The organism is Sporomusa aerivorans (assembly GCF_041428895.1).
GTDB lineage: Bacteria > Bacillota > Negativicutes > Sporomusales > Sporomusaceae > Sporomusa > Sporomusa aerivorans.
On record NZ_CP156926.1, the window covers coordinates 2278845 to 2299432 of the forward strand.

General features: G+C 47.5%; 17 protein-coding genes, 1 rRNA gene and 2 riboswitches. All 18 genes read left to right on the forward strand.

The annotated features are described in order from the left end of the window. Positions 1–2 precede the first annotated feature (2 nt). Positions 3–1400, forward strand: a complete 1398-nt coding sequence (trsS, locus tag SATMO3_RS10435; protein ID WP_371380659.1) for a radical SAM (seleno)protein TrsS — start codon at positions 3–5, stop codon at positions 1398–1400. After that, a complete protein-coding gene (locus tag SATMO3_RS10440) occupies positions 1397–2737 on the forward strand; it encodes a DVU_1553 family AMP-dependent CoA ligase (RefSeq protein ID WP_371380661.1) in 1341 nt (446 codons plus the stop codon). The genes trsS and SATMO3_RS10440 overlap by 4 nt, the downstream gene beginning before the upstream one ends. Then, positions 2727–3344 (forward strand): histidine phosphatase family protein, encoded by a 618-nt coding sequence (locus SATMO3_RS10445; RefSeq protein WP_371380662.1) that lies wholly within the window; start codon positions 2727–2729, stop codon positions 3342–3344. Before SATMO3_RS10440 ends, SATMO3_RS10445 begins: the two co-directional genes overlap by 11 nt. A 271-nt stretch (positions 3345–3615) precedes the next feature. Then, positions 3616–5323, forward strand: a 16S ribosomal RNA gene (locus tag SATMO3_RS10450). 510 nt (positions 5324–5833) lie between these two features. After that, positions 5834–7483, forward strand: coding sequence for an ArnT family glycosyltransferase (locus SATMO3_RS10455; RefSeq protein WP_371380664.1), 1650 nt, complete (start codon positions 5834–5836; stop codon positions 7481–7483). A 39-nt stretch (positions 7484–7522) separates the two neighbouring features. Next, positions 7523–8206 (forward strand): response regulator transcription factor, encoded by a 684-nt coding sequence (locus tag SATMO3_RS10460; protein WP_371380666.1) that lies wholly within the window; start codon positions 7523–7525, stop codon positions 8204–8206. Beyond that, complete coding sequence (locus SATMO3_RS10465) at positions 8196–9485, forward strand: sensor histidine kinase (protein WP_371380668.1); 1290 nt, start codon at positions 8196–8198, stop codon at positions 9483–9485. The genes SATMO3_RS10460 and SATMO3_RS10465 overlap by 11 nt, the downstream gene beginning before the upstream one ends. A 307-nt stretch (positions 9486–9792) precedes the next feature. Beyond that, positions 9793–10836, forward strand: a complete 1044-nt coding sequence (locus SATMO3_RS10470) for a mannosyltransferase family protein (protein ID WP_371380670.1) — start codon at positions 9793–9795, stop codon at positions 10834–10836. A 52-nt stretch (positions 10837–10888) separates the two neighbouring features. Further along, positions 10889–10993: riboswitch (SAM riboswitch) on the forward strand. Between the two features lie 96 nt (positions 10994–11089). Beyond that, positions 11090–11689, forward strand: a complete 600-nt coding sequence (locus SATMO3_RS10475) for a hypothetical protein (protein WP_371380672.1) — start codon at positions 11090–11092, stop codon at positions 11687–11689. Between the two features lie 19 nt (positions 11690–11708). Then, entirely contained in the window at positions 11709–11879 is a 171-nt protein-coding gene (locus tag SATMO3_RS10480) for a hypothetical protein (RefSeq protein ID WP_371380674.1), read from the forward strand. Positions 11880–12153: 274 nt separating this feature from the next. Next, the gene (locus SATMO3_RS10485) at positions 12154–13491 is read left to right on the forward strand and encodes a YeiH family protein (protein ID WP_371380676.1); all 1338 of its coding nucleotides are present in this window, start codon (positions 12154–12156) and stop codon (positions 13489–13491) included. Between the two features lies 1 nt (position 13492). Then, entirely contained in the window at positions 13493–13813 is a 321-nt protein-coding gene (locus tag SATMO3_RS10490; RefSeq protein WP_371380677.1) for a hypothetical protein, read from the forward strand. A gap of 63 nt (positions 13814–13876) precedes the next feature. Next, a complete protein-coding gene (locus SATMO3_RS10495; protein ID WP_371380679.1) occupies positions 13877–14446 on the forward strand; it encodes a DJ-1/PfpI family protein in 570 nt (189 codons plus the stop codon). A gap of 246 nt (positions 14447–14692) precedes the next feature. Next, positions 14693–16168, forward strand: a complete 1476-nt coding sequence (locus SATMO3_RS10500) for a class I adenylate-forming enzyme family protein (protein ID WP_371380681.1) — start codon at positions 14693–14695, stop codon at positions 16166–16168. A 227-nt stretch (positions 16169–16395) separates the two neighbouring features. Then, positions 16396–17220, forward strand: a complete 825-nt coding sequence (locus SATMO3_RS10505) for a GNAT family N-acetyltransferase (RefSeq protein WP_371380683.1) — start codon at positions 16396–16398, stop codon at positions 17218–17220. A 16-nt stretch (positions 17221–17236) separates the two neighbouring features. Beyond that, positions 17237–17764 (forward strand): UbiX family flavin prenyltransferase, encoded by a 528-nt coding sequence (locus tag SATMO3_RS10510; protein ID WP_371380684.1) that lies wholly within the window; start codon positions 17237–17239, stop codon positions 17762–17764. 218 nt (positions 17765–17982) lie between these two features. After that, positions 17983–18462 carry a C40 family peptidase gene (locus SATMO3_RS10515; protein WP_371380686.1) on the forward strand — a complete coding sequence of 160 codons (480 nt, stop codon included), beginning with the start codon at positions 17983–17985 and terminating at the stop codon, positions 18460–18462. A 104-nt stretch (positions 18463–18566) separates the two neighbouring features. After that, a riboswitch (purine riboswitch) is annotated at positions 18567–18668 on the forward strand. 485 nt (positions 18669–19153) lie between these two features. Then, complete coding sequence (locus SATMO3_RS10520) at positions 19154–20524, forward strand: NCS2 family permease (protein WP_371380687.1); 1371 nt, start codon at positions 19154–19156, stop codon at positions 20522–20524. Positions 20525–20588 lie beyond the last annotated feature (64 nt).

Consider the following 20588-nt stretch of genomic DNA (forward strand, 5'->3'; position numbering starts at 1 on the left):
CCATGGATGATATTCAGGAACATAAGGAAAGTTGGCTTTCTGCAACCAAGAGTGTTTGTCCCGAATGTTTGCGGCGCATTCCGGCCGAACGGGCGGCTATCGGCGACAAGGTTTTTCTAAGGAAAACTTGTCCCGAGCATGGACTGTTTCAAGTATGTATATGGCAGGGGGAACCCCGGTATGAGGATTGGACGAACCCGTCTGAACCGTCTAAGCCGGGGGTATGCGCTACCCAGACCGACAGGGGCTGCCCGTTTGACTGCGGGCTATGTCCCGAACATGGCCAGCAGACTTGCTGCGTATTACTGGAAGTAACAGAAAGATGCAATCTGCATTGTCCTATTTGTTTTGCCGGAGCAACACCGGCGGGTACAAGCGATCCCGCTCTCGCTGATATTGAGAGATGGTACCGGATGCTTATGAATAGCGGCGGGCCGTATAATATCCAGTTATCAGGCGGCGAACCGACCATCCGCGATGATTTGCCGGAAGTTATTGCTATGGGGAGAAGACTTGGTTTGGAGTTTTTTCAGGTCAATACGAACGGACTTCGCTTGGCAAGCGATGCACAGTATGCCGGCAGGCTGAAAGCGGCAGGGCTTAACTGTGTTTTTCTTCAGTTTGACGGTATAAGTGACGATGTTTATCTTAAACTGCGCGGCAAGCCGCTTCTTGAAATAAAGCAACAAGCGATTGCAGTGTGTGAGGCTCACGAGCTTGGTGTTGTGCTGGTGCCTACCTTAGTTCCCGGTATAAACGACCAGCAGATTGGCGATATTCTACGGCTGGCTGTTAACAGGATGCCCGTTGTACGCGGCGTACATTTTCAGCCGGTCAGTTACTTTGGGAGATATCCGGTGGAACCTGCTGATTCGGCGCGGATGACACTTCCCCAGGTAATGCGCGAGATTGAAAAGCAGACCAACGGTCAAATGAAAATAAGCCATTTCCGCCCGCCGGGAGGAGAGCATGCTCACTGTTCTTTTCATGGCAACTTTATATTAACGCCGGGCGGACAGCTAAAACCCCTGGCGCCTGCACCAGACAGCAGTGCCTGCTGCTGTCAGGGCAAATACGCCACAGGGGGGGCAAAGCGGGCCAGACAATTTGTTGCCAGACAATGGTCGGCCGCCCGGGATAAACGCAATACGCCTGCAGTGGAGGCGGGCTCCTCTGGCGGTGTTGGCAATATAGCCAGTCTTGACGAGTTTCTCGAACGTGTAGAGACCTATACGCTGGCCGTGTCCGGTATGGCGTTTCAGGATGCCTGGACGCTGGATTTAGACCGGTTAAAACAATGTTTCATTCATGTCGTGGGACCTGATGACCGGTTAATTCCCTTTTGCGCCTATAATCTCACCAACCGGCAGGGACAGTCTTTATACCGGCGGTCACCATGAAGAGCGGCCTGAAAGTAACGCCTTTAGAAGCCTGGATAGCGTTGAAAACAGGTAGTACGGGCTCAACGCTGACAAGAGAACAAGTTGAACGCTATCAGCTGTCCCGGCTAAATGACAGCATAGCCCGGGCGCGAACCTTAAGTCCGTTCTATCGGCGGCATTTGGCCGGGATGGCGAGAGCGGCAGTTGCCAGACTGGAAGACCTGGCCGGCTGTCCCCTGACGACACCGGCTGATATTACTGCCCATGCTATGCAAATGATTTGTGGTTCTCAGAGTGAAATCAGCCGGGTCGTAACGTTGGATACTTCCGGAACCACGGGTGAACCTAAGCGAGTCTATTTCAGCGCCGCCGATCAGGAGTTAACGGTTGATTTCTTTCGGTGCGGCATGTCTACCTTAGTGGGGACTGGCGATAAAACCATGATTCTTTTACCGGGCGAGCGTCCGGGCAGTGTGGGCGATTTACTGCGTCAGGGCTTGCTGCGTCTGGGGGGAGTGCCTGTCGCCCATGGTCTTGTAAAGAATTTGCCGGCTGCTGTGGAGGCTATGTGCCGTGAGCAGGTTACTTGTCTTGTCGGTGTTCCGGTACAGGTTTTGGCAATGGCCCGTTACTGGGAAAAATGGCAAGGGAGCAAACGGGCGCCTCGCTGTGCGCTGTTAAGCACCGATTATGTTTCCGCCGCCATTGTCAGCGAGCTCAGACGAATCTGGCAGTGTGAAGTATTTGAACACTACGGTATGACTGAAATGGGATTGGGCGGCGGGCTGGAATGTCAGGCCCATCAGGGCTATCACTTACGGGAAAACGATCTGTATTTTGAGGTTATTGACCCGGTTTCAGCCCGACCGTTGCCGGACGGGGAGTACGGCGAGGTGGTTTTTACTACTCTTACCCGGCAGGGTATGCCGCTCATTCGCTACCGGACAGGGGATATTTCCCGCTTTATTCCTGAGCCCTGTCCTTGCGGCAGCAGTCTGCGGCGGTTGGCGCGGGTACAAAACAGGCTGAACAGCCGGGTGGTTTTGGGAGAACACCAGGCAATAACAATGGCTGAACTTGATGAAGTGTTGCTAGCATTGCCGGCTGTGGCGGATTTTACGGCCGAGGTGGTGTATGACCGGCCTGCAAAACTGACAGTGCAGGTAGAAATACTTTCCGGGGACATAACCCATTCTGAGCAGGTAATTCTAAATTCTCTCAGGCTGATACCTGGTGTTCACATGGCCGAGCGAGCAGGCCTGCTGGCGATCGGAGCCAGGATTGCCCACTATTTTCCCCATTATTCCGGTAAAAGAAGTATTCGTATTATGGAGGGTGTCAGGAGTGCGACATGAACAAGAGGAAAAGCTTATTTATCTAATTCGCCACGGTAAAATAGCAATGGAGAATAATGAGCGCCGGTATATAGGCCATATTGATATTCCTTTATCAGCAGAGGGGGTAAAACAAGCCCGACTGCTCCAGGCCGAATTTGCCCGCAGGGATATTGCCGCTGTTTTCTGCAGCGACTTGACTCGATCTGTCACTACTGCCAGGATAATTGCTGAAAACACTGAAAAAAAAACAGTAATCAGAAAGGAATTGCGCGAGATTAGCATGGGCGAATGGGAAGGAAAGGCAGTTGGGGAAATAAAGCAATTTTTTCCGAAAGAGTATGCTAATAGGGGAAGTAATATCGGTAACTATCGTATTCCGGGCGCCGAAAGTTTTGCAGAGTGCCAAGACCGAATTGTCGCAACTTTCTCTGAGATAGTCGGCAATACGGAAGGTAATCTGCTTATTGTTGGCCATGCAGGCATTAACAGATTGCTGCTCTGTCATATTCTTGGTATGCCAATTGAAAATTTGTTCCGTATTTCTCAGGATTACGGGTGTATTAATATGTTAGCAAGTCATAACGGACAATATTGTGTGCGATTAGTGAACAAACTGGTATGGTAAGGCTGGTTAGAATTCCAAAGAATGTCTTGACATACCCCTCTCGGGAATGATAATATAACTAAGTCGTGAATCGGCAGCGTTACAAAACTTGACATAGATGAAAACATATGTTATCATCTATAAATGTCGCTGCATAATAAGCGATACGTTCCCTGAAAACTGAACAATGTAAGTAATGCATCATAAAAGCCAGATGTGCGGTGCTCATTTGAGCACATTAAATAATTTCTTTTAAATTTTATGAGCCACAAAAGGCTCCATAAATATAACTTTTATGGAGAGTTTGATCCTGGCTCAGGACGAACGCTGGCGGCGTGCCTAACACATGCAAGTCGAACGGTCTACTGTTCAACACCGAGGGTTTTGGTGATGTGAACTCCGACAGCGTCAAGCGCGAACGATAGAGAGCGCTTCACGCAAGGAAGTCGAGCTTTATTGCCGTCCATGGCAAGCTCGACATTAGGCCCATCCAGGGCCGTCACAACACCTGAGTTTTCGGTGTTGAATAGCAGATAGTGGCGAACGGGTGAGTAACGCGTAGACAACCTGCCTCTAAATTGGGGACAACACCGCGAAAGTGGTGCTAATACCGAATGTGGTAACTTGGTTGCATGACTAAGTTAAGAAAGGTGGCCTCTATATATAAGCTACCGTTTAGAGATGGGTCTGCGTCTGATTAGCTAGTTGGTGAGGTAATGGCTCACCAAGGCGACGATCAGTAGCCGGTCTGAGAGGATGAACGGCCACACTGGGACTGAGACACGGCCCAGACTCCTACGGGAGGCAGCAGTGGGGAATCTTCCGCAATGGACGAAAGTCTGACGGAGCAACGCCGCGTGAGTGAAGAAGGTTTTCGGATCGTAAAGCTCTGTCGTTTGGGACGAACGTATCTTGTGTAAATAATGCAAGGTAATGACGGTACCAAAGGAGGAAGCCACGGCTAACTACGTGCCAGCAGCCGCGGTAATACGTAGGTGGCAAGCGTTGTCCGGAATTATTGGGCGTAAAGGGCGTGTAGGTGGATTTTTAAGTCTTGTGTCTAAGTGCGGAGCTCAACTCCGTATGGGCGCAGGAAACTGGGGATCTTGAGTGCAGGAGAGGAAAGTGGAATTCCCAGTGTAGCGGTGAAATGCGTAGATATTGGGAGGAACACCAGTGGCGAAGGCGACTTTCTGGACTGTGTCTGACACTGAGGCGCGAAAGCCAGGGGAGCGAACGGGATTAGATACCCCGGTAGTCCTGGCCGTAAACGATGGGTACTAGGTGTAGGAGGTATCGACCCCTCCTGTGCCGGAGTTAACGCAATAAGTACCCCGCCTGGGGAGTACGGCCGCAAGGTTGAAACTCAAAGGAATTGACGGGGGCCCGCACAAGCGGTGGAGTATGTGGTTTAATTCGACGCAACGCGAAGAACCTTACCAGGGCTTGACATTGAGTGAAAAACTAAGAGATTAGTTCCTCCCTTCGGGGACACGAAAACAGGTGGTGCATGGCTGTCGTCAGCTCGTGTCGTGAGATGTTGGGTTAAGTCCCGCAACGAGCGCAACCCTTATCCTTTGTTGCCAGCGCGTAAAGGCGGGAACTCAAGGGAGACTGCCGCAGACAATGCGGAGGAAGGCGGGGATGACGTCAAGTCATCATGCCCCTTATGTCCTGGGCTACACACGTACTACAATGGGCTTAAACAAAGCGAAGCAAGCCTGCGAAGGTAAGCGAAACGCATAAACAAGCTCTCAGTTCGGATCGGAGGCTGCAACTCGCCTCCGTGAAGTCGGAATCGCTAGTAATCGCAGGTCAGCATACTGCGGTGAATACGTTCCCGGGCCTTGTACACACCGCCCGTCACACCACGAAAGTTGGAAACACCCGAAGCCGGTGGGGTAACCGCAAGGAGCCAGCCGTCTAAGGTGGGGCCGATGATTGGGGTGAAGTCGTAACAAGGTAGCCGTATCGGAAGGTGCGGCTGGATCACCTCCTTTCTAGGGAGATTACGGATTTGAAACATAGTCCGAAATCCTAGGTCGGCGATGCCATCGAGGGAGTCTACAGGTTGTAGATTTCTGATAGACCGTCGTAAACAAGTCTATCTTAATTCGATGTGCGGACATCTGGCAAAGCATTACGATACTAGACGCACCATATGCGGTGGCTGTAGTATCATTTACATTGTTTGGTTTTGAGGGAACACGGAAAGCGATTTTTAGACAGAGCGGACGCGAATATCATTTGCGTCCGCTCTGTTTTTGCTACCCAAAGCTCAGATAATTGGGCCAAAGCCTGCAGTGAATTGCTGCAGGCTTTGTTTTTTCATTTTATTTTCAGAATCAATTGGTATAATTCCTAAGAATCAGAGTCAAAAATGACTGATATGCTATGTCTGTCTGTAAGAGAAAAAAGAATGCTAAAGCGCAATATAACAGTAAACATATTTATTCGTCTCTGTTTATATTACAGATAATCTAGCATGTACTGATACAAGGGGGATTATTATGGCTGCTTCAATTTCTGTGGCAACTGTCCGATCACGCAACATATGTGTGGGATTGTTTCTGGTATCCTTTATTTCTTATTTGTTATTTAGCCATCTTGTGCCAATCACAGATCCGGTCGAATCAAATTATGTCCTTACTGCCAAGGAAATGGTAACCAGCTCAAACTGGCTTTCACCGCAAATATATGGGCAGGTATGGTTTGATAAGCCGGTTTTTTTCTATTGGTTGACAGCAATTTCTTTTAAATATTTTGGATTTTCCGACCTGGCAGCCCGTTTGGCGCCTGCTGTTTTTTCTGGTTTAGGAGTGGTATTGGTATACTGGTTTCTGGCCAAGACTTCCAGCCAGTCAGTAGCGTTGCTAGCGGCGCTTGTAATGGGAACCTCACTGGAGTATTTTTTGCTTGCCAAGTTTGTTATTACTGATATGGTTCTATTTGTCTTTAACAGTGCGGCCTTGGTATTTTTTTACCTTGGCTACATTGGCGCAGAAGGGACAAAGCGATGGTATATTGCCATGTATACCAGTATGGCTTTGGCGGTGTTGACCAAGGGACCCGTAGGTTTACTTTTACCGGGGCTTGTAATGGTATTGTTTATTACCCTGCAGCGTAATTGGTCCGAAATCAGAAGAATGTCAATACCGGCCGGCATACTGCTTTTTTCTCTGCTTGCCTTGCCGTGGTATGGCGCTATGTATTATGCTTATGGCTCTGATTTTATCAATACATTCTTTGGTGTGCATAATTATCTGCGGGCGACTGTTTCCGAGCATCCCAATGATAATGTAGTTTATTATTATGTGGTCGTCTTTTTGCTGGGCATGCTGCCTTGGTCGCCAATCACGGCAAAGGCTATCGTTGACGGCTGTAAATGCGGCGAATGGCGAAGGTCAACACTGTGGGTATTGAGTATTATCTGGGTCGGTGTTTATTTTATCTTTTATACGCTTATGGCTACCAAATATCTTACCTATACATTCCCGATATTTTTTCCACTGGCGATCATAACGGGAATGTATCTGGAGAAATTGATAACACAAAATAAGAAAAGGGCGCTTATCTACTGGATAGGTATACCTTTACTTTTATCAACTCTTGGATATTTTGTTGCAGCTTATCGTTTTCTGGATTTTGTTTGGCTGGCTGCAGCATTGTTTTGTCTGCTGGTTATAATGCTGGCTGCCTGGTGGCAGATTAAGAGACAACAGGCAAAACAGGTTCTTGGTCTACTCGGCTTGTGCCAAATTGTGGTGTATTTAGCGGTGTCAGTTTTGGTTTTTCCTAATATGGCGGACAGCAAATCGGGAAAAGAGCTTGGACAAACCCTGCTCGAATATAACGGACAGAAAATGGGTTTCTACGATTTTTACAGTACATCCGCCGTATATTACAGCGGCAGAACAATTGTAAAAATTATGCCGGCAGATACTGTAACAACAGCACCGGCAGACGTGTTGAGCTGGTCAAGCAAATATACGATGCCGACCGAATCGTTAGCAAAGTTCGTGACGAATTCCGCAAAGGATAGTATAGTAATTATAGTACCTGAAGCAAAAACAGATAAATTTCTAAAAGAGGCGGAGGGGTGTAATCCCAAATTTTTGCAAAGAAAAAACGGGTTTAGTTACTATGCTCTTAACGGTTAGTTGACTGTACTGCTAAGCGTTGGAGGAAGGAGTAGATACATGCGTATTTTGCTTGCTGAAGATGATGCCAAGCTGGGGAATTTAATAAATGCAATGCTGATCAAATCTGGAATCCAGGTTGACTGGGTTACTCAGGGAGACACGGCGATAGAGTATGCCATGTATTCACCCTATGATGTAATTGTTTTAGACTGGATGATGCCTGGTCAAACCGGGCTGGAGGCTTGCAAATATTTACGGAAGCATGGTTATCAGAGCTCTATTTTGATGCTTACGGCGAAGGATGATGTTGTTGACCGGGTACTCGGATTGGATTCGGGCGCTGATGATTATCTTGTAAAACCGTTTGAATTTGCAGAACTGCTTGCGAGGCTGCGGGCTTTATCACGGCGTAGCAGCGCCAGGCTACAAGAGGAGGAGGTACAAGTCGGCGACCTTGTGCTGAACCGCTCCACTCGTAGTGTACGGTTTGCCGATAACGAGGTGCAACTTACCAGCCGTGAATTTCAATTGCTGGATTTGCTGGTCCAAAACGAAGGACAGGTTGTTCCCCGGGAAGTAATTTTAGACCGGGTCTGGGGCCTGGAGGCTGATGTATCGCCCAACAATCTGGATGCTTATGTGCGGCTGCTAAGGCGGAAGATCAATCTGCCTGAGGGCGATGTGGTAATTCAAAACGTAAGAGGAGTGGGCTTCAAGCTGGAGGCTCATCATGTTTACTAAAATTCGTAACCATTTAACCATGGTGTATGCGGCGGTCATGATATGTTATCTCCTGGCATTTATTATCGCCAGTTATTCCGGCCTGGTCTGGGTGCTGTACCGAGAAGAGCAGCAGGATGTCGAGGCATTTGCCAAAGAAGAAGCGCGGGAACACGTGGCTGTGTTCCGGCAGATTCAGTTGACTGGGAAGCCGCCGGTGGAGGATGATGATCAAAATGGCGAAACAATCTTCCACTATGCATTTGACCTGGCAGGACAGCCGGTTTCGTCAAGCGAACCGCCCGGTGACTTGCGTGACGCTGTTTTAAACAGCATCCAGAACTGGAAAGGAGCGGACGGGGAAGTAGTATTTACCAAGATATACCTGCCTGATGGCAAAAAGAATTACTATATGATCTGCGGTATCCGGATTGCTGACAGTGAGCAGGTGTTAGGCACTGTTTTCGTGGGTAAGAATATCACATCTTATTATGAGATGCTGCAAAGACTGTTACTTGTACTGATCAGCATGTCCCTGCTGTTTTTGTTTATTGCCACTTTTGCCGGTCATTTGCTGGCAGGCCGGGCCATAATTCCGCTTAAGAATTCTTTTTTCAGACAGCGCGAGTTTGTTGCTGATGCATCCCATGAACTAAGGACTCCTCTCAGCGTTATGCTTACTTCTGTAGATGCCATTCAGACCGATGATGAAAATCGGATTTCGCAGTTTTCCGGACAAGTTCTCGATGACATGAAAGGTGAAATCAAAAGGATGACAAAAATTGTAGCAGACTTGCTGACGTTGGCCAGGGCTGACGCCAGTGCTGATACAATTGTAAAAGAAAATTTTGATTTAAACCTTGTTGCCGATAAAGTTGCCCGCTCTTTTAAGCCGCTGGCCAATGAAAAAGGGATCAGGCTTGATTATAACGGCAAAAATAAACTTTTGGTTCATGCAGACAGAGAACGAATCAACCAGTTACTGGTAATTTTGATCGATAATGCTTTGAAATTTGGCCGGCAAGGCGGCGAGGTCCTACTCTCCGTCAAACAGACGACTAGCCCGAAACGGACAGTATATATCAGCGTACAGGATGATGGCGTCGGTATTCCTGCGGAACAGCAAAAGCTTATTTTCGAGCGGTTTTACCGCATAGATAAAGTAAGATCCAGAGAAGCAGGCGGTACCGGGCTGGGGTTAGCTATTGCCAAGTGGATAGTGGAGGCGCATTCCGGGACGATAAAAGTTGAAAGTACAGTTGGCGTTGGCAGTACATTTATTGTCAGTCTGCCCTGCTAAATAACACTGTTTGCCTGATTTAGATGTGCCGGGCCGTTAGCGAAAGTGCCCAAAAAGTAATACTTTGGTCAGAAGCACAAAAGCCTGCAAGCCGTTGACTTGCGGGTCTTTTGAATATTTACGCCTGATAAGGCGAAGCTATTAGAGAGTATATTTTTGGAGGTATCTGTTATTGCCGAACGGGAATTTGCTGGGTATTTTTGTTTCCAGAATTCTTAAGCTTACAGTTAAGCGAGATGTTAATATTATAAAGATAGTTACAATACCGTTTTGCATTCATACAATAATTATTTTTGCAGGGGTGTTTTTGAGCAATAGTTTACCGGTTCGTGAGGCGACGGGTTTTATTAATCCATCGGTAACAGGCCAGCCACTATTTATAGAGAAATTTATTAAGTGGGATGCGCATTGGTATACGTTTATTGCCGAATATGGCTATGATAGTCAAAGTATCGTTTTTTTTCCTGCCATCATTCTGCTAATTAAGGGTTTGGCCGGATTAGGCATAAGTTATGTTACCGCAGGGTTTATTCTGTGCAATGTTTTTACTATGATTAGTTACTGCCTGATGGCCAAAACATTCTTGCTGGATTTTTCCGCCCGGGAGACCAGACTGGCGCTTCTGGCTTATGCAGTAATGCCCACGGCCTTTTTTTTAAATAGCGTCTATACCGAACCGGTGTTTATCGTATTTTCACTTGCCTGTCTATATTGTATTCGCTCAGGCAGCTGGTGGAGCGCCGGCTGGTTTGCGGCGCTGGCTGCTATGACCCGGAGTCTGGGGATATTGCTTGCTGTTGTTTTGTTAGCGGAATATGTCAGATATTATAAAAATGTGAGGCAACTAAGAACCGCGATGGCATCACTTCTTTTTCCCATAATAGCCGTTGCCGCCTTTTGCGTTTACAATCATATCATGTTTGGTGACTGGCTGGCATTTGTTCATTCACAGCAGTTATGGGGAAGGCGCTTTGGGCTGCCATGGGAAAACTTCCGGAACAACCTTCAGCTTATCGGTGCGGGTGTTCCTCTTACCGAAGCCGGTGTTTACTTAGATGCCCTGCTGGTGGCGCTTGCTTTCGTCGCTTTGGTTGCGGCATCGACGCTGCCCCGTTACAGGCTTCCCGCGCCTTATCTTATAACAGGCTGGCTGTGGTTTCTGGTGCCGATGTTCTCGACATCACCTGTTTATCCTTTGTACAGTATGGCCCGCTTTGTGATCGTAATCCTGCCTGTGTATTTGTTTTTAGCCAGGCTTCCTTCAGCGTTGTTTTATAGTTTAGCATGCCTGAGCGCCGCCGGACTGCTTTTTTGTACAGCCTGGTTCCTTAATTGGTACTGGCTGGGTTGATGTATTGACAGTAGCTTATTCTTCATGTAAAATTAGTTCTAATTGAACAGAGCTCTTATCTAGAGTGGTCGAGGGACTGGCCCGATGACGCCCGGCAACCGGCAGAGTCTTCTGCAGTGGTGCTAATTCCAGCAGGAGTTATCCTGGCAGATAAGAGGAAAGTGCTGCAATAAAAGCTCCTTTCCTCGGAAAGGGGCTTTTACTATGTGCAATAAAAATAGTTTACTACGCTGTCCGGAGGTGCTTTTAAAACATGTGTGTAGTTTCTCTTACCGTTCGTCCCGATGCAGTAGAGCATTATGAAAATCCACCAAGAACTTTCAGGCAGCTGCGAATGCGTCGTATCAAACCTGTGTCAAAGATCGGGGCTCTGTATCCTCTAAAGAATAATGAATTTAACGATATCAGAGACCGGGAGTTTCTTGATATCGCGTATGATAAAGCCGTGGCTTTTGTTCTTATCAATTGTCCGCAACAGGCTGATTCTGATCAGCAAGCTGCCACGGTTTTTGCAGCTTTGGCGCAAGCCTGTATTCCTTTTACGATGGTTTCCGTCCAGCCGGCAAAAATCAGTTTCGTTGTCGGCGAGTGCTGTTTGCCAGCCATGTGCGACTGTTTGCAACAGTTGGCGCTATATCCGGAAATTGTTGCAGATTGTACAAAAATTTCAGTGCGGGAAAACAGCGGGCAGCCGTTATTTACAATGATTACTGCCTTAATCGAGATATTGGCGGAAAGAAACATCCCTGTACTGCGCATGTCCGAATCGTACGGGTTAATAGAGATTCTGACGGAAAGCCGATTCAACAGGCAAGCGCAGCAGGCTATTGAAAAGCAGTTCTCAGTTAAATAGGTAAAGAGGTAGAAATGATATGATAGATTACTGTAAAAAGAGGTATGGTGAGCAATACGAAAGTGTTAGTCCGGGGCTGACGAAACCTAGCAATGAGGTTGTGATCATAATTCGTGACGGAACCGTAGTTGCCTTCATGCAAAAGTCCGGCAACAGACTGGTGGAAGGCATGTACGGGGACGGAATATGACTTCGGGGTTATGCTGCAAACGGTATTGATGCAGGCATACCGTTTGCAGCATATGAATGGTTATTGACACCGGCTTGGTGTTATGATACTATCATTACATTAATAAAATAGTTGGCTGATTGGAAAGACCAAAGGCTAAGGACTTCTCTGGCAGAGAGTTCCTTGGCCTTTTTATTTTTCTGTCAAAAAGACAAAGCAGCCGGTTTATATGTTCGCAATGATGGTAGGTAATTATGTGATGACCGGCTCGCAACTAAAAGAAGGAGTGGATGACATGGCGACAAGAACAACGATTGATACATGGTACAGGAAAGAGGATTATTGGGCCATTATTATTGCTCTCGGACTTATTTTAGTCAGCACGATCGCTTTTTTCAACGGGTCGGCTAAGCTGCTTGCGGCAATGGCAATCAATGTTCCCGGCTGGTCGGCTGATTTTAGCAAAATCAGTGGTTTCCTGGCAGGTAACTGGCTGGGTATTGCTTATTTGTTTGGTTTTTTTGCCGTAGTTTTTACGGGCGCCGGCCGTATATTAGGCTACCGTTCGAGTGATTATCTGGCAAGCTTTTCGGTATTATTTATCTTATCTGTTGTGGTTACAGTTTTGGGTTCCAACCAAGTTCTGAAAGACTGGCAGTTAGAAACACCGCTGCTGGCGTTATTAGTGGGTATGATTATCAGCAATACTGTGAAACTTCCTGCTTGGTTCCAGAGTGGGTTACGAACCGAGTTTTATGTTAAAACAGGTATTGTTCTGATGGGAGCTACTTTGCCGTTTACGGTGATCCTCCAGGCGGGGCCGCTTGCCATTTTGCAGGCTACTATTGTGGCCGGAATCACGTTTGCGTCCATTTATTTCGCCAGCACCCGCCTGTTTGGTCTTGATCCGCGTTTTGGCGCAACACTGGCAGCCGGCGGTTCCATCTGCGGCGTCTCAGCATCCATCGCGATAGGCGGCGCCTGTCGGGCAGAAAAGGAACATGTTTCTGTATCAATTTCGATGGTTATTATCTGGGCAGTAGCGATGATCTTCCTTTTACCCTTTTTGGCTAAATCTTTGGGATTAGCTCCTGGCCCGGCAGGGGCCTGGATTGGTACTTCAGAATTTGCTGATGCAGCCGGTTTTGCTGCCGCTGAAGCTATGGCCGACGAGCGGGCGGTAAAGACTTTCACGCTGATGAAAGTTGTCGGGCGTGATATGTTTGTCGGGATTTGGGCGTTGATGGTTGCTTTTCTTTCGGTAACACGCTGGGAAAACAAAACGGTGGAAGAAGCCAGTCGCGTCAGCGCAGGTGAAATTTGGCGACGGTTTCCCAAATTCATCATAGGCTTTTTTGCCGCCTCTGTCTTTACTACCTTAGTGATAGCCTATCTTGATCCCAAGCTGGGCACTGCGTTTTCGAAAGAAGTTATCGGTCCTGTCAAATCTTTACGCGGCTGGACCTTTACCTGGGCTTTCCTCTGTATTGGCCTGACTACCCGGCTGAAAGATCTTACTTCCTTTGGCTGGAAGCCTCTGGCGGCTTTTGCAGCCGGGGTAGCTATCAATGTGCCGCTGGGATACTTATTATCCAACGTTCTGTTTGTAGAGTACTGGCTGGGGGTTAAATAACATGGTGGATTATACTACCCGCATAATTATCAGTCTCAAAGAAATTGAACAGTTAAGAAAGCAGATTGTTGGTTCTGCGCCCGGCCCCGAAAGTCTCAGAAAATACGGGGCCATGGCAGCGGCGGCGTCAGAACGGACGGCAACCATGCTTGAGGTGCTGGCAAGCGTCGGTTTTACCTTCAAGGCCAATAAAGAATATATATATGCTGATTCAGAGAGCGTAGAAGCGGCTAAGGCCAAACAGCTGCTAGCCGCACATGGTTTCGCCGACAAAGAATACCAGATATATTTGGAGTACCGCCGCCAGTGGGGGATTATGTAGCAGGATAATTATTACTGATATAGAATAAGTTACCTATCTTATTTTTTAAGGGGGTAATGGCAAATGGCGAAGAAAATTCTTATATTGACAGGCGATTGCGCAGAAGACTATGAGGTTAAAGTACCGCAGCAGGCACTCTTGATGCTGGGCTACCAGGTTGATGTGGCTGTCCCCAATAAGAACGCCGGCGATATGGTGCAGCTTGTTGTTCATGATTTTACCGGACTGGATACCTATATTGAACTTACCGGTCACCGGATTCCGGTCGATATTGCGGCAAAAGACGCCAAAGCCGAAGAGTATGTCGGCCTGGTAGTTCCCGGCGGGCGTGCTCCCGAGTATATCCGGATGTATCCGGAAGTTGTCAAACTTGTTCAGGACTTCTTTGCAGCCGGCAAACCGGTAGCCGCCATTTGCCACGGTACGCAACTCCTGGCTCCGGCCAATGTGCTGGCAGGAAAAACCGTAACTTCTTATCCGGCCTGCGCAGCCGAGTGCCAGTTAGCCGGAGCTGAATGGCAAAATGAACAGGTGGTTGTCAGCGGTAATCTTGTAACCGCACAGGCCTGGCCTGATCATCCCGCATGGTTAAAAGCCTTTGTTGATTTATTGGGAGCTAAAATTAGTATTTAATGGAATCAGATAGAAAAAGAACTTTGGAGATTGCAGTAATGCAATCTCTTTTTTATCCTGCTAGAAAGTATAACTTTCGCCTGGATAAGGGCAACATCGGCTTCCGCTTTCGCCAAAGGCTCGGCCCAAGCCGTGTTTTCTTTATATATCCGGTATTTCGGTCATACTACATATAGACAAAGTAATGCATTCAAGCTAAAATGGCGGATGGGGCTGTTTGTCGGCACCAAGAAAGGAGTGCAGCTATTGTTTGTACAGGATCTTATTCTGCAAGGAGCACCGGACCGGATTGCCTTTCATGGCAAGGACAGTGTGACATATGCTGTTTTTAGAGAGAAGGTAGCGCAATATCGTGATTATTTTTATACAACAGGTGTCCAGGAAGGAGAAAATGTAGGTCTCTTTTCCCGCAACTCGGTCGAATTTGTTTATTCCTATATGGCTATTGTCAGTCTGGGCGCCGTTGTCGTGCCGATCAATTTCCAGCTTACTGCCAGGGAAATTGCCTTTATTGTTAAAGATGCGGGAATGACAAAACTGATTTCTATGGAGCTGCTGGCTATAGATAACGAGCTTGCTCAGCAAGGGTACGAACAGCCAGTTGCTCAGCTTGTTATTCCTGATTTTAAGCAAGCCCTGGAGCAGGGACAGTTTCCTGCGGCTCCGCTGCTTAATAAAGGATTTACCGAAAATTGTCTCTGTGCCGTTATTTACACTTCCGGAACCACAGGCAGCCCTAAAGGAGCCGTGTTAACACATAAAAACCTTGTCAGCAACGCTGGCGCATTCAGGGAGGCGCTGCCGGTCACTGCGGCAGATAATGTGTTATGTGTGCTGCCGATGTATCATTGCTTTGCCTGGACCTGCGCAATCCTTAACTCCTTGCTTTGCGGTGCTTCCATCACGATACTGGAAGCGTTTGCGCCCAAGGAAACACTGACCGCTATTAAAGAGTACGGCATAACCGTGGTGTACGGCGTGCCGCCGATATATAATTTTTTTGTCCGGGGAGGAGACCCGGATGCGCTTGACGGTGTGCGGTATTTTATTTCCGGTGGCGCATCACTGCCGGAAACGGTGGCCCGGCAGTTTTTTGATAAATACGGCCAAAAAATAATTGAAGGCTACGGTCTTTCCGAAGCGTCACCGGTTGTAATGCTAAACCCGCTGAAAAATCCCCAATACTGTTCCATTGGCAAGCCTCTGCCGGGGCTCGCGGTTAAAGTCGTTAACCCTGAGGGGGAGATTCAGCCGCCGGGTGTTGTCGGTGAACTGGTGGTACGTGGCCCCAGCGTGATGCAAGGTTATTTTAATCTGCCTGATGAGACTGCCGTCGCTTTGCGGGATGGCTGGCTGCACACCGGTGATTTGGCGTACCAGGACGCAGAGGGGTATTTCTATATCGTCGACCGGTTAAAAGATTTGATTATATCAAATGGTGAAAATATTTACCCGCGCGAAGTTGAGGAGTTATTATACGCCTTCCCGGGTGTCATTGAGGTCAGTGTCATTGGTGTTGCCGATCCGTTGCGAGGGCAGGTGGCCCGTGCCTATATTGTGCTGGCGGAGGGACAGGCCTTTGACAAGAAGGCCATACGGGAATATTTGCAGGCCAATCTTGCCGCTTTTAAAATACCACGGGATTTTGTCGTCGTAAGTTCTTTGCCGAAGAATCAGACAGGCAAAATATTGAAGCGCGTATTGCGCGATCAGGCAGGATAAAGAAAACAGCCGGGCTCTGAATGATAAGAGCCCGGTTGTTTTATCCGACGACTTAGCTTCAGCTGGGGTTAAAACCCCGCCTGGAGCTAGGTCTGCTTTATCCACTTTCGCCTAAGGCATGGCTGATGCCATGCTTTCTTTCCGTTTGTATTTTAATGGACGTGTGGTATATTTATAAATAGCAGATTTGGCTTACGTATATTTGCCAGGACGGAAGGTCGGTATTTGTGATTAAACGGTTAACAAACGGCGACAGTGCCGCGGTTTGGACTTATCTTGAGCAACATACAGTGGAAACCGTTTTACTTGCCAGTAATATTAGCCGTTGTGGGCTTGAAAACGATAGAATGAGCCGGCGGGCAGGTGATTATTACGGATTTTTCTCTGGCAACCGGCTACAGGGGTTGTTAGCTTTTTATAATCTGGGAAGTGTTGTGCCTCATTTTGAAACACCTGCTGCTATCTTAGGATTCGCCGAATTAATTGGTCAGCGCAGATTTGAGGTAATGGCCGGTATGAAAAGGGTAGTAACTCCCTTGGACCAGGCGTTGCGCAAGCATAAAAAAGCGCAATACTATGAGAATAGTTACTACCTGGTTAACCATAACCAAAAGTTATATAAGGAACGTTTGCTGCCGGTTGTTGCCGCAACAGACATAAGCCGGTCACAGGCTCTTAAATTTGTTGTGGAAGCATACCGTCAGGGGTTTAAACGCCGCTTTAACCTGGAACTGGCGGCAAGATTGCTGGATGACCGCGGACCGGAGGAGGATTTTGTCTTTCTGCTGGACGACGGGGTCCCCAAGGCGCAGGCTATGATTCAGTCTGTTACCCGCAGTGTGACGCAGATTGCCGGAGTATATACATCTGAACACAGCCGGGGCCGGGGATACTGTAAAATGATTGTGTCGGAATTGTGCCGGCGGAGTCAGTTGTATGGAAAGACGCCAACACTGATGGTCAGGCAGGATAATGTCACGGCTGTTAGAGCTTATCAGGCGATTGGTTTTACGCATTATAGCGATTATCTGCTTGTAAAATACGAAATTTAACTGGGGGAATATATCCATGCGCATAGCGGTAGGCGTTACCGGCGCGAGCGGAACGGTATATGGTTATACGCTCATAAAAAGCTTGGCGGACCTGGGCGTGGAGGTTCACGCCGTGTATACGGATATGGGCCGGAAAGTCATGGAATATGAATGCGGTTTGGGCATGGAGGATGTTAAAAAATATGCCGTGGTCTACGAAAATACCGATCTGTTTGCGCCGGTGGCCAGCGGATCCTTTAAAACAGGCGGAATGGTCATTGCTCCTTGCTCGATGCATACCTTGGGAGCTTTGGCAGGCGCCAGCGGGCGGGACCTATTGACAAGAGCGGCTGATGTCACCTTAAAAGAAGGCAGGAAACTTGTGGTGGTGCCACGGGAAACTCCTCTAACCACAATTCACTTGGAGAATATGCTCAGACTGGCCAAAGCCGGCGCTGTAATTATGCCGGCAGCGCCGGACTTTCATAACCGCCCCAAGGAACTGGATGAATTAGTGACTTCTTTAATTGATAGGGTGCTGAATATTTTCAACATAGAGAAATGAAACTGCTGCCTGCGCTTTTACTCTTTGCCGTTTGTCAATCTTTAGCTGATAACTAAAACCCCACCTGGAAGCCAAGTCTACTTTATTGGATGTATGGGCGGCTGAACCGGTGAAAATAGCATATTAAGGGAAAAATTTCAAAAAAGATAGAGGAAATTCCATAATTTTGCCGAAAGAATACTGTCAAATGTCAGTATTTGAAGCAGAGGTGAGTTTCCTTGCGGCCTACAATTAAACTACCCGTCTTATGCCTATGCCTCTTAATGTTCAGTCTGTTCGCTCTGCCATCACTGGCGGCTTCCAGGCCAACGGCTAACTTTGGATCTGAGAAGGATACCATTGTTAGGACAGCCGAACGGTATTTGAAAACACCCTACCGGTTCGGTGGGGATACGCCGAAAGGTTTTGACTGCTCGGGATTTGTCAAATTCGTTTATGATAAGAATGGCGCAAAATTGCCGCGAACGACTGATGCGCAATACCTAAGCGGTCAAAAGGTCGTACGTACTAAGCTTCAGCCTGGTGATCTGGTCTTTTTTAACACATATGCCGCGGGGGCGTCTCATGTGGGAATTTACTATGGCAACGATAAGTTTATTCATGCTTCCTCAAGCAAAGGGGTTATGATCAGCCGGCTGGACGAGCCGTACTGGAAGCCGCGTTATCTGGGAGCGCGGCGCATAAGTGTAAAAAAATAAGCAAAATACTGTGCTTTAGAGACAATGATCCGAACAATATTTAAAAAATGATATTTAAAGTTCGAATTTCTGTTGACAGCTTTTGGGCACTGCTGGTACAATAAAACAAGAAAATACATACTGCTCGTATATATTTGAGAATATGGCTCAAACGTTTCTACCAGGCGACCGTAAATCGCCCGACTACGAGTGAAAGTGCGCCTAGGGTTCCGCGCAGTGTTGCGTGAATTGCGGTCTGTGACCAAGTGGCGCAGGTGTTAGCTGCTAACACTACACCGATGGGATAAAAACCCTGGCGGGGAAGTTTCGCTCTACCAATTAAGTGCGAAATTTCCCTGTCAGGGTTTTTTTGTACTGAAAGAAAGTATATTTCTTTTAGTACAGGGCAATATCGGCTTTCGCATTCGCCCAAGGTTTGGCGTAAGCTGTGTTTTCTTTATCCTGTTAGAAAGTATAACTTTCCGCCTGGATAAGGGCAACATCAGCTTCTGCATTCGCCAAAGGCTCGGCGTAAGCTGTGTTTTCTTTATCCTGATAGAAAGTATAACTTTCCGCCTGGATAAGGGCAACATCAGCTTCCGCATTCGCCAAAGGCTCGGCGTAAGCTGTGTTTTCTTTATGTTCTTCTCATGGTGTATTGTTAATTGGTGTACACTAACACCACAAATTTCGCTAAAGGGGAGAAACGAAAATGTTAGAAAAATTGTTTGATCTGAGTGCCCGCAAAACAGATGTCAGGACCGAGGTGATTGCCGGTATTACCACCTTCATGACTATGGCCTACATACTGTTTGTCAACCCCAGCATTCTTGGTTCCGCGGGTATGGACAAGAATGCCGTGCTGCTGGCTACGGCTATCGGCGCCGGTCTGGTTTCTATCATGATGGGGCTTTTTGTCAATTACCCAATTGCTTTGGCTCCGGGTATGGGGCTTAACGCTTTTTATGCCTTCTCTGTTGTTATTGGTATGGGAGTTTCCTGGCAGGTTGCTTTAGGCGCCGTATTTATCTCCGGTCTTATTTTTATCTTACTGACAGTGACCCAAGTGCGGCAATTACTGGTCGAAGGCATGCCTAATTCTCTAAAACATGCCATTACCGTTGGAATCGGTTTATTTATTACCATCATCGGCTTGAAACTTTCCGGAATTATGAGCATTCGTTTGTCGCTTATACCGCCTACATTGGAAAAAATCGTGGCAGCCAAAGGGAATGGCACGCCGTTATCTTTTGAAACTATTATTGAAATGGGTAAATTCACTCACCCGGAAGTTCTGTTGGCCGTATTCGGTTTGATCTTTATTGCAGTTTTGATGGCTCGTCAAATTAAAGGATCAATCCTTATTGGCATCTTTACAACTACTGTTCTGGGTATTTTGATGGGAATTGTTAAAATTCCTGCCGGTTTCAGCCCGGTAGCCATGCCGGATTTCAGTAGGAATGCCTTTTTCGCCCTGGATATTATGGGAGCTTTAAATATGGGGTTAATGGCCATTGTATTCACTTTCACTTTTGTTGAATTGTTTGATACTATGGGAACACTTGTTGGTACGGCTTCCAAAGCCGGCATTATGGACAAAAACGGCAAATTTCCCGGTATTGGTAAAGCTATGCTGGTGGATGCTACCGGTGTCAGCCTGGGCGCTATGCTGGGTACAAGCACCATTACTGCGTACGTGGAAAGCGCCGCCGGTGTTGGTGCTGGCGGCAGAACCGGTTTGACAGCTGTTGTCTGTGGCGTACTTTTTCTTTTAGCTTTGCTGTTTACACCGCTGGCCGGTTTAATTCCTGACGCCGCAACCGCACCGGCGCTCATTATTGTTGGCGCTTTAATGCTGGAGTCCATCCGCAATATTGATTTCGGTGATTTTACAGAAGGTTTACCTGCATTCTTGACCATAGTCCTGATGCCCTTCACGTATAGCATTGCCAACGGCATCTCAGCCGGTCTTGTCATGTATCCATTATTAAAACTTGTTACCGGCCGGGGCCGTGAAGTACACTGGATTGTTTATATCCTGGCCGTGCTGGTCGTGTTCCGATTCGTATTCCTGGCAGAATAGCGGGGAAACTAACCCAGATATTTGTTTCAAATATCTGGGTTTTATTACCCGGAAAAATGTAACT

Bases quoted from the DNA above. Each gene is read 5' to 3' on its own strand.
- trsS (WP_371380659.1), top strand. From the start codon at position 3: ATGGATGATATTCAGGAACATAAGGAAAGTTGGCTTTCTGCAACCAAG.
- SATMO3_RS10440 (WP_371380661.1), top strand. From the start codon at position 1,397: ATGAAGAGCGGCCTGAAAGTAACGCCTTTAGAAGCCTGGATAGCGTTG.
- SATMO3_RS10455 (WP_371380664.1), top strand. From the start codon at position 5,834: ATGGCTGCTTCAATTTCTGTGGCAACTGTCCGATCACGCAACATATGT.
- SATMO3_RS10460 (WP_371380666.1), top strand. From the start codon at position 7,523: ATGCGTATTTTGCTTGCTGAAGATGATGCCAAGCTGGGGAATTTAATA.
- SATMO3_RS10465 (WP_371380668.1), top strand. From the start codon at position 8,196: ATGTTTACTAAAATTCGTAACCATTTAACCATGGTGTATGCGGCGGTC.
- SATMO3_RS10475 (WP_371380672.1), top strand. From the start codon at position 11,090: ATGTGTGTAGTTTCTCTTACCGTTCGTCCCGATGCAGTAGAGCATTAT.
- SATMO3_RS10480 (WP_371380674.1), top strand. From the start codon at position 11,709: ATGATAGATTACTGTAAAAAGAGGTATGGTGAGCAATACGAAAGTGTT.
- SATMO3_RS10485 (WP_371380676.1), top strand. From the start codon at position 12,154: ATGGCGACAAGAACAACGATTGATACATGGTACAGGAAAGAGGATTAT.
- SATMO3_RS10490 (WP_371380677.1), top strand. From the start codon at position 13,493: ATGGTGGATTATACTACCCGCATAATTATCAGTCTCAAAGAAATTGAA.
- SATMO3_RS10495 (WP_371380679.1), top strand. From the start codon at position 13,877: ATGGCGAAGAAAATTCTTATATTGACAGGCGATTGCGCAGAAGACTAT.
- SATMO3_RS10510 (WP_371380684.1), top strand. From the start codon at position 17,237: ATGCGCATAGCGGTAGGCGTTACCGGCGCGAGCGGAACGGTATATGGT.
- SATMO3_RS10520 (WP_371380687.1), top strand. From the start codon at position 19,154: ATGTTAGAAAAATTGTTTGATCTGAGTGCCCGCAAAACAGATGTCAGG.